The following is a 14168-nucleotide window of genomic DNA, read 5'->3' on the forward strand; positions in this document are numbered from 1 at the left end:
AAAAAAGGCGCAACAGCGCCCTTTCACCTCTGAAAGAAAGATAATAAAGTTGTAATAATCGTAAACACGAACGACAAAACCGCTTGAATGAGCGATGATACCCATTGGCTTACAGTACTCCCTAATTGTCCAAGAACATTAAATTCGTTTGCACCTTCAAGTGTTTTTTGTTTGTCTTTTAGATCTTCTTGAGTAATGGATGTGCCAAGGATTTCAGCTTCGACTCCGTTAGTAGCATTAATCTGAAACGCACCTGTATTTTCGCTTGCTTGCATGTTATTCATATTTTTAGAAGCCTGTTCCATTCCTAATAGCACTCCAAACAAAAGCAATGAAACAAGGAGAAAAGTTTTCATAAAAAACAACGCCATCTCTCCAGCTCCTTCCTAATAAGCTTGTCCTACTCTTCTATACGTATGCCAAAAGGAAATCGATATTCCTAATGTGTGTACATGCCACTATTCTGCTGATTTACTTCTCCATGCAAGCAACTATTTAGACCACCCGAAATAACATTTGCCATATCCTCTATAAATACATCAACTTCTTTTGGGGTAACCATTAAGTTATGTCCCATCGGTGCAAGCACTTCACGAATTAAGTTTCGCTTTTCGTCATCTTCGAGTGTACCAACCATCCCAAGAAACGTTTGTCTCTTTCCTTCGTCAGGAAGATCTTCTTCTGTATAAGTCTTCTTCTCACCAAAGGTCATGCCAGCTGGTGCGAGTGATTTTGATGGCTTATCTTTTTCTTTTAATTCTCTTCCGAAATGCTTTAAGATAAAATCGATTGTATCACTCGTAATCGAAACCGCATCAACAACAGTTGGGATCCCAATAGCGATAACTGGAATGCCAAGTGTATCAAAGCTTAATTCTTTCCGCTTATTCCCAACACCTGATCCAGGGTGAATCCCCGTATCCGATATTTGTATCGTTGTATTAACACGCTCAATCGATCGCGACGCTAGCGCATCGATCGCAATCACGAAGTCTGGCTTTGCTTTTTCAATAACCCCGTGAATAATATCACTCGTCTCAATTCCAGTGATTCCCATGACACCTGGCGTGATCGCACTTACGGGGCGAAACCCCTCGGAAACTGTCTCGGGTTGAAGTTCAAATAAATGATTCGTAATGAGCAAATTCGAAACAACGAGAGGACCTAGTGAATCAGGGGTCACGTTCCAATTCCCAAGACCTACAATCAGACAACTTGCTTCTTTGGAGATATTCTGTTGCTTTAGAAATGCAGCAAACTCATGAGCAAAAACATCTTGAACGGTCTGTTGGAGAGCTGAGTCTTTTCTTCTAATCCCCTGTACCTCAAAAGTTAAATAGTGTCCCGCTTTTTTGCCAATTTCTTTCTCGCCTTGTTTTGTTACCTCGACTGTTGTAATGCTCACACCCTGTTCGGTCCTTTCTTTGACGATAACGCCCTTTAACCCATCAGGTTGCTCTTCTTTCATGCTTTTTGCTTTTTTTTCTTTCACCATTTCTTGCGCTTCTACAGCTAGATCTGTCCTTACTTGATAGTTATCTAGTTCAACGCTTCCCATCAGATCACCCCTTGTTCTATCTGTTACCTGTTAGCGTAACCCCGAAATAAGGTTTTCATTCTCTATTGCAATTCATTGTCCTATTTGATAGAATGTTTCTTGTTCTATGCACGGATATGACATGGAATTGTTAAGCCTTGCAAGGAGGTGAAAGGTATGCCAAATATTAAATCTGCGGTTAAACGCGTTAGAACTCAATCTGATCGTCGCGCTAATAACATTGCTTTCAAATCTGAAATGCGTTCTGCAATCAAGACTTTTGAAGCAAAAGTTGAAGCTAAAGACGTTGAAGCTGCGAAAACAGCTCTTAACCAAGCTTCTAAGCGCATCGACAAAGCTGCTGACAAAGGAATCATTCACAGAAACACAGTAGCACGTAAAAAATCTCGTCTAACTAAAATGTACAACGAGATTTCAGCGTAATTCCTTAAAAACGTTAAAAGCTGTTGGGATATCCCAACAGCTTTTTTTATGCATTTTTAATTTTAGTAACTAACAATTCAAGAATCAGTTTTTTATCCATCTTACCTGTTTTCATCTCATAATCCGATTCAGCAATTTGATCTAAAATAAAGCGCAGTTTTTCTTCTTCGAAACTTCTACTTTGTTGCTGTGCAATTTTCACAGCATAAGGATGCAATTTAAGGGTGGAGGCCATTTGCTTCTGACCATACCCTCTCTTCGAAAGCTCACTAACCTGATAAATAATCCGAAACTGTCTGCCAATTAACGAAAGAATTTTAATGGGTTCTTCATTGATTTTAAGTAAATCATATAAAATGCGAAACGCTTTGTTTAAGTCTTTCCTTACAATACGATCAATTAACGCAAAAATATCATTTTCTAATGTTCTTGCGACGAGAAGATCGACAACTTCCGCATTGACAATGCCACCTTCTCCAACGTATAGTGCCATTTTATCTATTTCCTGTTGCAGCAACATCAAGTGACTACCTGTTAACTGAACAAGCCTCTCTTCGCCTTCCAGATCAAGAGAAACACCATGTTGGTTTGCGCGTTGCTGAAGCCAGTCACCCAAATGATTTTCTTGTAACGCCTCGGCTTTAACAAATGCTCCTGTTTTCTTAATGGTTTTCACCAATTTTTTCCGCTCATCCAACTTTTCATAAGGTGCTTCAATAATAAGAATTGTAAAAGGAGATGGGTTTTCAGCATACCGCTGAAGTGAGTCCAGATCATGCTCTACTTTGCTCTTATCCTTAGCAGCTGTTAAAAACAATGGATTCTTTAATATAATGACACGCTTCTCCCCTAAAAATGGCAGCGTTTCAGCATCTTCTACTGCAGCTTGTACAGGTGTTTCGTTTAGATCATAATAAGCAAGTCCAAATTCTTTCTCTTCTTCTGGGAGCGCCTGATTAATGATCATTTTTTGTAATTCATCAACCAAGAACGTTTCTGTGCCCGTTAAGAGATAGAGTGGATCTAACTTGTTTTGTTTAATTTTCTTTTTTAAGTCTGAAATGGACATCTATGTACACCTCGTTTTTATTCGTCCATTTCTATCCTAATCCGTCAAAACGATGTTGGCAAGTAGAAAAGGGAAGCCGGCTGCTATAACCAGCCTCCCATTTATAGTAAACGCTCCTTCATAAGGCCTAGGACTCTCATGAAGCAACGATGTTCGGTGTGTAGTAGATAGGATATCCTATGCAAACTTAAAGTATGGGTGACAACTCTTTACAGGAAAGGGAGTGATTCTTTCGAATAAATTCCTTTCACTAAAACTGTGACAGTTACTGAAGATTAAAGACATAAAGTGGAATACATGATACAATATTGATTGAAATGTACCTTTTTAGGAAATCCCCTACATAAAGACTACATTAGTAGTGAACAGTGAATACTATGGGGAAAGCAGGAGGGAAGGCAAATGAACGAGTTCGAAAAAGATGTTCAAGCTAAGGATAATGACGCTGTTCAATCAGCTGTTGGCTTCGTTGTACCATTTTTATTCTTTTCCATCATTTTCTTCACGGCTGTAATTATTAAAGCAATTGGCTAAATAGACTGCCCCTAGGCAGTCTATTTTCCATTTAACATCACGGACCAACTTCCTTTTTTATTCAATCGATATGTGTATCGGATCGTGCCATTTAGGTCGGTTCGAAGAATAGAGACACCTTGCTCTTGATAGCGTTCTAATACATCTTCATCAGGATGACCATACCGGTTATCTTCCCCAACCGATATGATCGCAATATCGGGAGTGACACGGTCAATGAACTCTGATGAGCTAGAAGTAGCGCTACCATGATGGCCTACTTTTACCACGTCAATTTTTGGAAGAGAGCGACCAGCAAGAAATTGATGTTCTCCCTCCGCTTCCAGATCACCCATTAAAAGCCAGCTATATCCGCCAACGCTTGCATGCAAAACGATACTCCCATCGTTCTCTTCCTTCGTCTGTAACGCCTGAACAACAGTGAAATCCGCCTTCCCTACGCTCCACGATTGTCCTACTTTTGCGTTTGATACAGGAACACTTTTTGTTCGTGCGATTTGCATTATATTCGCTTCGACTTCCGTTTGTTCAATACCTTGATCAAGTAACAATCTTTTTATAGAGATGCCTTCTAAAATCTCCTTCGCTCCACCCACATGATCAAAATCACCATGAGTAAGCAGCAATAAATCAAGCTCACGAATACCTTTCGACTTTAAAAATGGGAGAACAACATCACCCCCTATGTCAAATGTTGACTCTCTTTGTCGCCACATCTCTTCTTTGCCAAAACTCGGTTTTCCGCCTGTATCAATCAAAATAACCTGTTGTTGAAAAGGGAGCATGATCAAAATACTATCCCCTTGCCCAACATCGATGAATGTCACCTCTCCATTTGGGTTGAGATAAGGAGCTATGTACAGTCCACCGCAATAAAGCGACCAGATTACACTAGCTTTCATAAGTGACCCTCGCTCCCATAACAGAACGACGAAAAAGCAAAGCCCTAAAGAAATGATTAGCATACCTTCTGAAATCGCTCCAAAAACCACATTCATGTTTAACTCCGAGAGAAACAAAAACAAACGATGAATGGACGCAATGAGCGTAGCGAGTAGTTCAGACAATACCGTAAAAAGAAAGGATACAGAAAGCGTTTGTAACAGGAAGAGAAGCAATAGAGCTGGTAAAACGATGATTGAAATAAATGGAACATATATGAGCTTCAATCCTAAACTGATAAATGAAATTTGATGAAAGTGATAAATAACAAGAGGAAAAGAAATGACTTGAGCAAGAATTGATAAAGCCAGAAGTTGGGTGAAGGGATGTTGATAACGCTTCAAGATCGTATGAGAGGATACGATTAAAGCAAAAGCAATAAGAAAAGAAAGTTGAAATCCAATATGATAAGCATAATAAGGATTTACAAATAGTGTTATTAAACAAGCTGCCGCAATTCCATCAAGAGGATTAAGCTTTAACTGAAACCGCATACTAAAAACAACTGTCATAGCCATTAAAGACGCTCTAACGACCGATGGTGCACCACCTGTGAAAACAAGGTAAAAAGGAAAAAAAATGAAAAGCGTACTATACGCTTTTTCTCTTGTCACACCAATTCGTATCATTAGCCAGAAAAACAAACCTCCTATGACGCCAACGTGCAAACCCGATACAGCAAGAACATGACTCAAACCTAATTCTTGATAAGCATCAGTGACATCAGGGGGTAATAAGCTGCGATCGCCAACAAGTAACGATGCCGCTAGCCCTTGAAGTTGAATAGGAAAAACAACTGTAATATCAGATACAACTTTCTGCCGGTATTGTTGAATCTTTACGATCAGTGATTTGGAATGTGGTAAGCAAGTTGGTTTTTCATTCAGTTCAAAAATCCAGTGAATTTTTTTATGATAAAGGTAACGTTCGTAGTCAAAAAGAGAGGGAATTCTTAGGGGGGATGGGGGTTTCAGCGTCCCTGATAAACGACACAAGTGACCTACTTTTAAATTTCTCAAATCATTCTTTTCCACTTCTGATGATAAATAATACTGTACCTTTAAATTCTCATTCATTGTGGAAGCTTCAAAAGAAAGAGAATCACCATCAACTTGAGGCAGCGAAGAAATCTTCCCATTTAAGGCTACTTCACCTTCTTTTAAAGAGGTGATATTGGTACTATTTGTGAAAACTGTATAACTAAAAGATAATAGGAAGGTAAGAGTAGCTAACAATAGTAGCCCTCTCTTACCTTTCCATAACCATATCAACAAAATACTACTCACAGAAACGGCATAGTAGGAATCAACACTGAACACACCAAGTAGCGAAGAAAGCGCTAGCACCCACAGGTTTCCTTTCATTACATACCGTATAGTTTGGAAGCTTTCTCATATAGTGGCCTTACTTCATTTGTATCAAGACCTGACGCTGAAAGTTTGTCCAATAAATCCGCAGTTAAATTAAGCTTTTCTTGACTATTCGTATCAAGGATCATCTCTTCTAGTTCAACTTGTCTGACTGTTACGCCAGCATCTTCAAATAGCTCAACCGCATAAGGATAATTTTTATAATTCTCTGCATAAATCACTGTTTTAATTCCTGCCTGTATAATCGCTTTACAGCAGTTAATACAAGGAAAATGAGTGACGTAAATTTCAGCTCCGGTTGTTTGCACACCAAATTTAGCGCATTGAATAATGGCATTCATCTCAGCATGAATCGTTCGAACACAATGATTGTCGATTACATAACACCCTTCGTCAATACAATGAACGCCACCTGATACAGATCCGTTGTATCCACCTGCAATCATCCTTTTATCTCTTACAATTGTTGCGCCAACCGTTAAACGAGTACATGTGCTTCTAAGAGCAAGTAAATGGCTTTGGGCCATAAAATACTGATCCCACGAAATACGTTCCATGGATTTCCCCCCAATGTTTTATCTTCTATTAGTTTGATCGAAATAATCCTGCTAGTCAATGACTCATTGAACCGTTATAAGATCCTTTAACTTTTCAAACGTTTTTTCTCCTATTCCACTAATATTTTGTAAATCCTCACTAGCACTGAAAGGACCATTTTCTTCCCGATATTGAATAATCGCTTCTGCTTTTGCTGGCCCAATACCCGGAAGTTCTTGAAGTTCAATAAGATCCGCCGTATTGATGGAAATAAGTCCTGACTCGGCAGTCACACTTCCAGCAGCCACTGTGGTTTCTCCTTTTATAGGAACGTAAATCATCATCTCATCGATCACTTTACCAGCGAGGTTCAGCTGAGCTTGATCTGCTTCTTCAAGAAACCCACCAGCCTTCTGAATAACATCTTTCACACGCCCATTCCCACTAACTTCGTACACACCTGGTGTGACCACGGCCCCCTTTACATCTACGAGCACAATCGTTACCTCACTTTCTTGAGCAGGCAGAGGAACTTCTTTGTCTTCGACCCCCTCCTCTACTTCTTCTTCAAACACAAACTGGTCTTCCTCGCCTTTAGGTAAATCGTAATAAAAGAATACAGCCATTCCAACTGCTAACAAAATGATACTGAGAAGAACTTTCTCCCTTGTATTAAACGCTTTCAGATACTTCATTGGGTATTCATACCTTTCGAATGTTTCATGTTCTTAAACATATAATGAGACTTTCTTACATATGTTTTAGGAGAAATGAGTATGGAAGGAGGGGGAGTTTATTGAAAATCGGTGTCATAGGTACCGGCAATATGGGGACGATTCTTGTATCTTCCTTTATTGATTCTTGCGCCGTAATACCTTCCCATCTCACAATTGTAAATCGTTCAAGTGAAAAGGCTTCGAAACTTAAACAGCAATATCCTTCACTAAATGTTGTCAAAAGTGCAGATGAAGTCGTTAAAAAGTCTGATATGATCTTTATTTGTGTCAAACCTCATGAATATTTTCCGCTATTCAAAAAGATACGGTCTAATTTAAAACAACAGCAGTTAATCGTTTCCATCACAAGTCCAATTAAGGTAAGTGAGATTGAATCATTCGTTACTTGTGACGTAGCTAGAGCCATTCCAAGTATTACGAACAGAGCTCTTAGTGGCGCATCACTTGTTACGTTCGGAAGTCGTTGTTCTGAAGCAAACAAAGTAAAGCTACTTTATCTGATGTCACAAATTTCTACGCCAATTGAAACAGACGAGGATATCACAAGGGTTTCTTCTGATATTGTGAGTTGTGGCCCAGCTTTTCTAAGTTATTTGATTCAACAATTTATTGAAGGAGCAGTGACAGAAACAAACATATCAAATGAGCAAGCTACGATCCTTGCCACAGAAATGCTCATTGGTATGGGGAAGCTACTTGAAAAAGATTATTTTTCTTTAGAAACTTTACAGCGAAAGGTAACCGTCAAAGGTGGCGTTACAGGAGAGGGATTAAAGGTTCTTGAAGCAGAAACTGGAGAGATGTTTCATCATTTGATTCAGAGCACTCATAGAAAGTTTAAGGAAGATCGCGAAGGAATTAAAGTACAATTTAAGGAAGAGTCGAAGCAGAAATAGCGAGGTGTATAGTTGAATTCGCTACGAAAAGATAAATCCCTTCAATAAAAGATAAAAAGAGTGATTTCAATTGAAATCACTCTTTTTACTATTTAACAGCTCTAAAAAATAAACGCTCGGATGACGGTGTTGGCTCTAAAGTTGTAAAATCAGATGTCACCGAAATATTTTCAAAGCCTACTTCTCTTAGCCAGGCTAGATATTCATCGATTGCAAACGTTCTTTGGTAATGAATTTCATCAAACCGTTCATAAAGTCCTTCTTCATTTTCAACAAAGAAGCTGAGCTCATGCTCAACAGCGCCTTCTTCTGCTCCAGCAAAGCTATTCCATATATAAGATATATCATCTTCACTACTTGCAAAGGTGTTATCAACAAAAAGGCTTTGTACTTTATAAAGAGAGTGAACATCAAATAATAATACACCACCCTGTTTCAGGTGCTGATATACGCTTGATAAGGTTGCTTTCACACCTTCTCTGTCTGTCACATAGTTCAACGAATCACAAAAAATTGTAACAACATCATACAATTCTCCAGTTTCAAGCTCTCGCATATCCTGCTGTAGAAACTTGATTGGAAGTTTTTCACGAATAGCTTTATCCTGAGCTACAGAGAGCATATGCTCAGAAAGATCCACAGCTGTAACATCAAAACCAACTTGAGCAAGATTAATGGAACATTCTCCTGTTCCTGAGCCCAGATCGAGAACTTTTCCAGTTGCTACTTCCTTTTTGACAAGATCCACCCATTCACCGTATGGAGCTTCTTCCATTAAACGATCGTAAACATAAGAAAAGCGTTCATATGATTGCATATTACGCTAGAATTTCCTCAAGTGGTAAATGTGGCGCATCTCCCCAAAGCTTCTCAAGGTTATAATAATGGCGTTCATCTTTATGAAATATATGAACAATAACGCTGCCTAAGTCAACAAGAACCCAGCGTGCCTGATCATAACCTTCCAGTCTCTTTATATCCATCCCTTGTTCTAATGCCTGATCTTTAATTTCTTTAGCGATTGCTTGAACTTGTTTTTCTGAATTACCGTGACATATTAAAAAGTAGTCCGCAATTAATGAAACTCCATTCATATTAAGTGCAACGATATCTTCTGCTCTTTTATCGTCAGCTGCTTTGGCAGCAAGGCTAATCATTTGCTTCTCATTCATTTAGTTTCCTCCATTTCTTCTCAGGCGTTCAACGACTTTACAATGCTGTTATATGTTAAGAATGTCGCCGGATAAATAGGCTGATTCTTTTTCATTAAAAACTGCACAGTATTCCTGAGAGACAACGCAATAGCTTGATCAAGATCTTTTTGGACAACTTCTCTAACCTCATCTACACCAGGAAATGATCTGCCCGGTTCAATGTAATCAGCAATAAACACACACTTATCCATTAACGTCATATTAGGACGTCCAGAGGTATGGTATTTGATTGCGTTTAGAATCTCTTCGTCATTGATGCCAATCTCATAGCGTACTAAATAAGCTCCGACTGGAGCGTGCCAGAGTTCGGATGAGTACTCGAGCAAATCTTCACTAAACGATTGATCAATAATAATTTGACGCATTTCTTCTTTAGGTCGAAACTTGGCATAATCATGAAAAACAGCTGCAATTTCGGTCCTTTGTGGATCTGCCCCATATTTTTCAGCAAGATCAACCGCAGTATCCGTTACCCCAATCGTATGAACATAGCGATGTTCTGTTAAATGAGGCTTAACAAGCTTTAACGCTTCAGTTCGATTCATATAATCCCTCCTCTGCAATAAAAGTTCGGACGGATTCGGGAAGTAAATACCTTCCACTCTTTTTGTCATGTAAATTTCTTCTTAATTCACTTGATGAGACATCAATTTGTGGAACATCAATGAGAGAAACATGGTACCGTTCTTTATCCGGATGATACCCCGGACGGTTAACCCCAATGAACGTAATCATACGAGACAATTCATCTATTCGATGCCAGTTCGGTAAATCCTCAATCATGTCTCCACCAATAATAAAATAAAAATCGATATGTGGATAATTATCTTTCAATATTTCAATGGTATCAATCGTATATGAGCGATCATTACGTTCAAACTCAATTAAAGAAAGCTTAAAATGAGGATTTCCATCAATCGCTAACTGAGTCATCTTCATCCTTTGATGATTATCAGTAATGGCACTACCGTTTTTATGTGGCGGACGATGGCTCGGCATAAACCAGATTTCATCAAGTTTACATGTCTCGAGTACTCCTTGTGCAATCGTTAAATGTCCAAGATGAGGGGGGTCAAATGTCCCTCCAAGTAAGCCGACTCTCAACTTTTTTCCTTCAGTCATTATGGAAGAATAATTTCTTTATTCTCTTCTGATTCTTTATACAGTACAATCATATTTCCGATAATTTGAACAAGCTCCGCTCCAGTTTCAGTGGACAATTGCTCTCCTACACTATTACGATCTTCTTCACAATTTTGAAGAATGCTTACTTTAATAAGCTCTCTAGCCTCTAAAGCTTCCTCAATTTGCTTCGTCATATTTTCATTAACGCCACCTTTTCCTACTTGAAAAATAGGATTGAGACGATTTGCTTTTGCGCGTAAAAAACGTTTTTGTTTACCTGTTAACATGAATATCCTCCTAACTCTTTTAAAACCGCATTTCTCATTCTTTCTCGATCAGGCGTTTCCCCTGTCCATTTTTCAAAAGCTAGAGCCCCCTGTTCAACAAACATAGAAATTCCATTATCTGTGACAGCACCTTTTTGTTTTGAAAGTCGCATCCATTTTGTTTCAAGCGGATTATAAATAAGATCACTTACCACTGTTCCCTTATTCAAATCCTCTACGGATAAAGGCATCCGATCAAGGTGTGGGCTCATCCCTATTGATGTTGTGTTAATAATAATATCAAAGTGAGTAAGCATCACTTCTGCTTCTTGCAGTGTTGTGGCATTTGCTGTTGTATAGGCGTGACATACACTTGTTAGATTTTCCGCCTTCTCAAGGGTACGGTTTGCGATCGTTAAGGAAAGCACACCAGCCCTAGAAATGCTAACAGCTACGGCTCGTGCGGCCCCCCCTGCTCCAATCACAAGGACTCTTTTGTTCTTAAGATCCTTTACTTGCATTAGAGTAAGTAAAGAGAGTAAGTAACCTTTTCCATCTGTGTTTGTGCCAATATATTTACCATCACGCTTGTAAACTGTATTAACAGCACCGATATCAAGGGCTTCTTGCTCCACCTCATCTAGTAATGGGATAATGGCGACTTTATGAGGAATGGTCACGTTGAATCCCTGAATATCAAGCATCTTCATAGCCTCTACGCCATCCTCTAACTGTTCAGGTGAAAGATCAAATGCTTGGTAGTGATGTGACAAACCAAGCGCTTTAAATTCACCATTATGCATAAGTGGTGACATCGAGTGTCCAACAGGATGACCAATAAGTCCATATAGTTTCCCCATTACCTGCCTCCTAAATTAGTGATTTTCTGATTGAGACGCCGACACCTTCAGGAGCATAGGCTTTAACAGTTGTACCCTTTCCAGATACGGTAACCCACCCAAGTCCTGAAAAAACAATATCCATTTTTTCTTCTTTAATTCGAAGCTCATGTCCAATTAAAGAAGGAAGCTCTTTTTTCGTTTGATCACCAGGTGGATACAGAAGTTCTCCAAGGTGGTCTCGGTAGAGCTCATCAGCTTTCTCAATCTTCGTACGGTGAATATAGAGATCGTTCGAAACATGACAAATAAAGGACTGCCTTCCACCTTCCACAAAGTCAAGACGTGAAAGTCCTCCAAAGAAAAGGGTCTGCCCTTCATTTAATTGGAATACCTTTGGTTTTATCTCTTTTTTAGGGCTAATTAACTTTAATTCTTCAGCATTTACGAAATGAGCCATCTGATGATGATTAATAATTCCTGGAGTGTCATATAAGGTATTGCCATCATCAAGTGGAATATCAATCAAATCAAGCGTAGTCCCTGGGAATTGACTTGTTGTGATCATTTGTTCTTCATCGCCACCAAACTCGTGGATCAGACGGTTTACAAATGTTGATTTTCCTACATTCGTACAGCCAATAATATAAACGTCTCTTCCATCCCTTAAGCGATCAATTTCAGCAGCAACGTCCATTACACCATCGCCTTTATCTGCACTCATTAACATCACATCTGCTGGCTTTAGTCCATTTTCTTTTGAACTTGTTTGCATCCATTTCACTAACTTTGCTCTGTTCACAGATTTAGGCAGAAGGTCCACCTTGTTTCCAACTAATAATACGGGATTTCCACCCGCAAATCTTTGAATACCTGGTAACCAGCTCCCGTTAAAATCAAAAATATCAACAATTTTGACAATAAGAGCATCCGTCTGACTAATTTCATTTAGAATCTTTAAAAAATCATCATCGGTCAACGAAACGTCTTGAATTTCATTATAATGCTTCAAACGAAAACAGCGCTGACAGATAATCACATCACGTTTAAGCGCAGAAGGCGGCGCATAGCCTAATGCGTTTTTATCTTCTGTTTGAATGTGTATGCCACATCCAGCACAAATGATTTGTTCATTTTCCAAACCTATTCCTCCCAATTTATCTTCCCTTTACGCTTCATATAAGCAAGGAACACACTTTCCATTCTTCTATTAAATTTCGTAAAGAACCCATCCGTTTTAGCTACAGGAACAACTAGAATGGTATGAAGTCCCATTCGATTTCCTCCAACTACATCTGTAAAGATCTGATCTCCGATGACAACAGTATCTTCGGCTTTCAGCTTCATGTCCTTTAAAGCTTTACGGAATGCCTTTGTCATTGGCTTCCTAGCTTCATATATAAATGGTACCTTCGCAGGGGAAGCGAACTTCTCCACTCTAGTCTTATTATTATTTGAAACGATGGTAACGAGAATACCTTCGTCACTCATTTGTTGAAACCATTTTAATAATTCAGGCGTAGCATCTGCTCGATCCCACTCAACAAGAGTGTTATCAAGATCTGTGATAATACCTTTCACACCACGTTCTTTAAGTAGCTCCGGGCTTATTTGAAAGATGTCTTGCACATGTTCATTTGGCAAAAAATTATTTAGCAAATTGCAACACTCCTAGTATTAGTGACATCCCTATTGTATCAATATTTTCATCACGCACAACTATTAACTTACAAACGAATCTAACGAAAAAAAACAAATGATATCAAAATTTTTCGACAAATAGCGTCATTTCCAAAAAATGTGGATAACATTATTAACATATACAAACCATTAAGCCATTGAAAATAAGTAAGATATAAACACTATACCCACAAATTATCCACTTTTAACTGTGGATAACGGAACGGTTGTTCTATGAATCTTTCCATGGTAAGCTAACTGCAAATAAAAGATCCACATACAAACTATGCGGAATAATCGGAGGATAGAACCTTATTTTGGAGGTGCGTAATCATGGAAAAGTTATCAGATGACTTGTTGATTGAATCCTTTTATAAGGCAAAGGAACTTAAACTTAGTAGTGAATTTATTCACCTTATTCAACGTGAAATACAAAGACGCAGACTCGATAAACAAGTTTCTATGCTTGGGGTATAACATTCGCCAACCTTGATCTCATACCAGGGTTGGCCTTTTGTTTATTTTCCTTCAAAATAACTTCCCCACGTGGCTTCCCACTCTTCATTGCTAACATCGTTTTCTTGTTTCATCTTCTTAGCGCTTCTATAATGATTAGGTTCTGTTAAAAAGACAGCTGCTACCCCTTCTGCCTTTAGTAAGTCCTGATACTTAGATAATAAAGAATCAACATCTCTTCGCTTATATGCAAAAGGTTTTAATGCTACAATCGTTTGATTATCACGAGACAGAATAATAACATCATTTATAGCTGACTCGTTTTTCAACATTTTTTGAATCGTTTCTATCGAACTGTTCGGACTATGTTCTTTCATTAACGCTGCTCCAAGTGGTTCAACTTCAATTGCTCTAAAATACTCTCGTGGTGCGTACGGTGATTGATCCTCACTTTTATATACACTTTGACAGGCAGTTAATAAAATCATGATGGGAAAAAGAATAGAAATGGATTTTATCATG

General features: G+C 38.7%; 19 protein-coding genes. 4 read left to right on the forward strand and 15 right to left on the reverse strand.

Annotated elements, in window-relative coordinates:
• Positions 1-23: 23 nt before the first annotated feature.
• Together ATG70_RS10805 and gpr are read right to left on the reverse strand one after the other, a co-directional pair.
• Positions 24-371, reverse strand: coding sequence for a DUF3679 domain-containing protein (locus ATG70_RS10805; RefSeq protein WP_098444309.1), 348 nt, complete (start codon positions 369-371; stop codon positions 24-26).
• Between the two features lie 68 nt (positions 372-439).
• Positions 440-1561 (reverse strand): GPR endopeptidase, encoded by a 1122-nt coding sequence (gpr, locus tag ATG70_RS10810; protein WP_098444310.1) that lies wholly within the window; start codon positions 1559-1561, stop codon positions 440-442.
• A gap of 153 nt (positions 1562-1714) precedes the next feature.
• On the opposite strand from gpr, the gene rpsT reads away from it, so the two are divergent.
• Positions 1715-1981: a 30S ribosomal protein S20 gene (gene rpsT / locus ATG70_RS10815; RefSeq protein WP_098444311.1), complete on the forward strand. Its 267-nt coding sequence runs from the start codon at positions 1715-1717 to the stop codon at positions 1979-1981.
• Between the two features lie 46 nt (positions 1982-2027).
• Here rpsT and holA read toward each other — a convergent pair whose 3' ends face one another.
• Positions 2028-3050, reverse strand: a complete 1023-nt coding sequence (gene holA, locus ATG70_RS10820; RefSeq protein ID WP_098444312.1) for a DNA polymerase III subunit delta — start codon at positions 3048-3050, stop codon at positions 2028-2030.
• Between the two features lie 402 nt (positions 3051-3452).
• Between holA and ATG70_RS10825 the strand changes: the two genes are divergently transcribed.
• Positions 3453-3584 carry a YqzM family protein gene (locus ATG70_RS10825; protein ID WP_098444313.1) on the forward strand — a complete coding sequence of 44 codons (132 nt, stop codon included), beginning with the start codon at positions 3453-3455 and terminating at the stop codon, positions 3582-3584.
• 20 nt (positions 3585-3604) lie between these two features.
• Here the strand turns inward: ATG70_RS10825 and ATG70_RS10830 are convergent, their stop codons facing one another.
• The 3 genes from ATG70_RS10830 to ATG70_RS10840 all read right to left on the reverse strand — a co-directional run bounded on the left by ATG70_RS10830 (position 3605) and on the right by ATG70_RS10840 (position 7128).
• Positions 3605-5872 carry a DNA internalization-related competence protein ComEC/Rec2 gene (locus ATG70_RS10830; protein ID WP_179886250.1) on the reverse strand — a complete coding sequence of 756 codons (2268 nt, stop codon included), beginning with the start codon at positions 5870-5872 and terminating at the stop codon, positions 3605-3607.
• Positions 5873-5889: 17 nt separating this feature from the next.
• Positions 5890-6453, reverse strand: coding sequence for a ComE operon protein 2 (locus ATG70_RS10835; protein ID WP_098444315.1), 564 nt, complete (start codon positions 6451-6453; stop codon positions 5890-5892).
• Positions 6454-6516: 63 nt separating this feature from the next.
• Positions 6517-7128, reverse strand: a complete 612-nt coding sequence (locus ATG70_RS10840) for a helix-hairpin-helix domain-containing protein (RefSeq protein WP_257147664.1) — start codon at positions 7126-7128, stop codon at positions 6517-6519.
• 101 nt (positions 7129-7229) lie between these two features.
• Here ATG70_RS10840 and comER point away from each other — a divergent pair, with 101 nt between their 5' ends.
• Positions 7230-8066 carry a late competence protein ComER gene (comER, locus tag ATG70_RS10845; protein WP_098444316.1) on the forward strand — a complete coding sequence of 279 codons (837 nt, stop codon included), beginning with the start codon at positions 7230-7232 and terminating at the stop codon, positions 8064-8066.
• Between the two features lie 88 nt (positions 8067-8154).
• On the opposite strand, the gene ATG70_RS10850 is transcribed toward comER, so the two are convergent.
• Genes ATG70_RS10850 through ATG70_RS10885 form a run of 8 tightly spaced genes read right to left on the reverse strand, consistent with a single transcriptional unit; the run spans position 8155 to position 13169 of the window.
• Positions 8155-8883 carry a class I SAM-dependent DNA methyltransferase gene (locus ATG70_RS10850; RefSeq protein WP_098444317.1) on the reverse strand — a complete coding sequence of 243 codons (729 nt, stop codon included), beginning with the start codon at positions 8881-8883 and terminating at the stop codon, positions 8155-8157.
• A 1-nt stretch (position 8884) separates the two neighbouring features.
• Positions 8885-9238, reverse strand: coding sequence for a ribosome silencing factor (gene rsfS / locus ATG70_RS10855; protein ID WP_098444318.1), 354 nt, complete (start codon positions 9236-9238; stop codon positions 8885-8887).
• A 20-nt stretch (positions 9239-9258) separates the two neighbouring features.
• Positions 9259-9825 (reverse strand): bis(5'-nucleosyl)-tetraphosphatase (symmetrical) YqeK, encoded by a 567-nt coding sequence (gene yqeK, locus ATG70_RS10860; protein WP_098444319.1) that lies wholly within the window; start codon positions 9823-9825, stop codon positions 9259-9261.
• Positions 9812-10384: a nicotinate-nucleotide adenylyltransferase gene (locus ATG70_RS10865; RefSeq protein ID WP_257147665.1), complete on the reverse strand. Its 573-nt coding sequence runs from the start codon at positions 10382-10384 to the stop codon at positions 9812-9814. The genes yqeK and ATG70_RS10865 overlap by 14 nt, the downstream gene beginning before the upstream one ends.
• Before the next feature lie 17 nt (positions 10385-10401).
• A complete protein-coding gene (gene yhbY, locus ATG70_RS10870) occupies positions 10402-10692 on the reverse strand; it encodes a ribosome assembly RNA-binding protein YhbY (protein ID WP_098444321.1) in 291 nt (96 codons plus the stop codon).
• Positions 10686-11531 (reverse strand): shikimate dehydrogenase, encoded by an 846-nt coding sequence (gene aroE, locus ATG70_RS10875; RefSeq protein WP_098444322.1) that lies wholly within the window; start codon positions 11529-11531, stop codon positions 10686-10688. The genes yhbY and aroE overlap by 7 nt, the downstream gene beginning before the upstream one ends.
• 10 nt (positions 11532-11541) lie before the next feature.
• A complete protein-coding gene (gene yqeH / locus ATG70_RS10880; RefSeq protein WP_098444323.1) occupies positions 11542-12651 on the reverse strand; it encodes a ribosome biogenesis GTPase YqeH in 1110 nt (369 codons plus the stop codon).
• A 2-nt stretch (positions 12652-12653) separates the two neighbouring features.
• Entirely contained in the window at positions 12654-13169 is a 516-nt protein-coding gene (locus tag ATG70_RS10885; protein WP_098444324.1) for a YqeG family HAD IIIA-type phosphatase, read from the reverse strand.
• A 354-nt stretch (positions 13170-13523) separates the two neighbouring features.
• Between ATG70_RS10885 and ATG70_RS10890 the strand changes: the two genes are divergently transcribed.
• Positions 13524-13667, forward strand: coding sequence for a sporulation histidine kinase inhibitor Sda (locus ATG70_RS10890; protein ID WP_098444325.1), 144 nt, complete (start codon positions 13524-13526; stop codon positions 13665-13667).
• A 41-nt stretch (positions 13668-13708) separates the two neighbouring features.
• Here ATG70_RS10890 and ATG70_RS10895 read toward each other — a convergent pair whose 3' ends face one another.
• Positions 13709-14167 (reverse strand): hypothetical protein, encoded by a 459-nt coding sequence (locus ATG70_RS10895; protein WP_098444326.1) that lies wholly within the window; start codon positions 14165-14167, stop codon positions 13709-13711.
• Between the last annotated feature and the right edge of the window lies 1 nt (position 14168).

The sequence above is a fragment of the Bacillus sp. es.036 genome (assembly GCF_002563635.1).
Lineage (GTDB): Bacteria > Bacillota > Bacilli > Bacillales > Guptibacillaceae > Guptibacillus.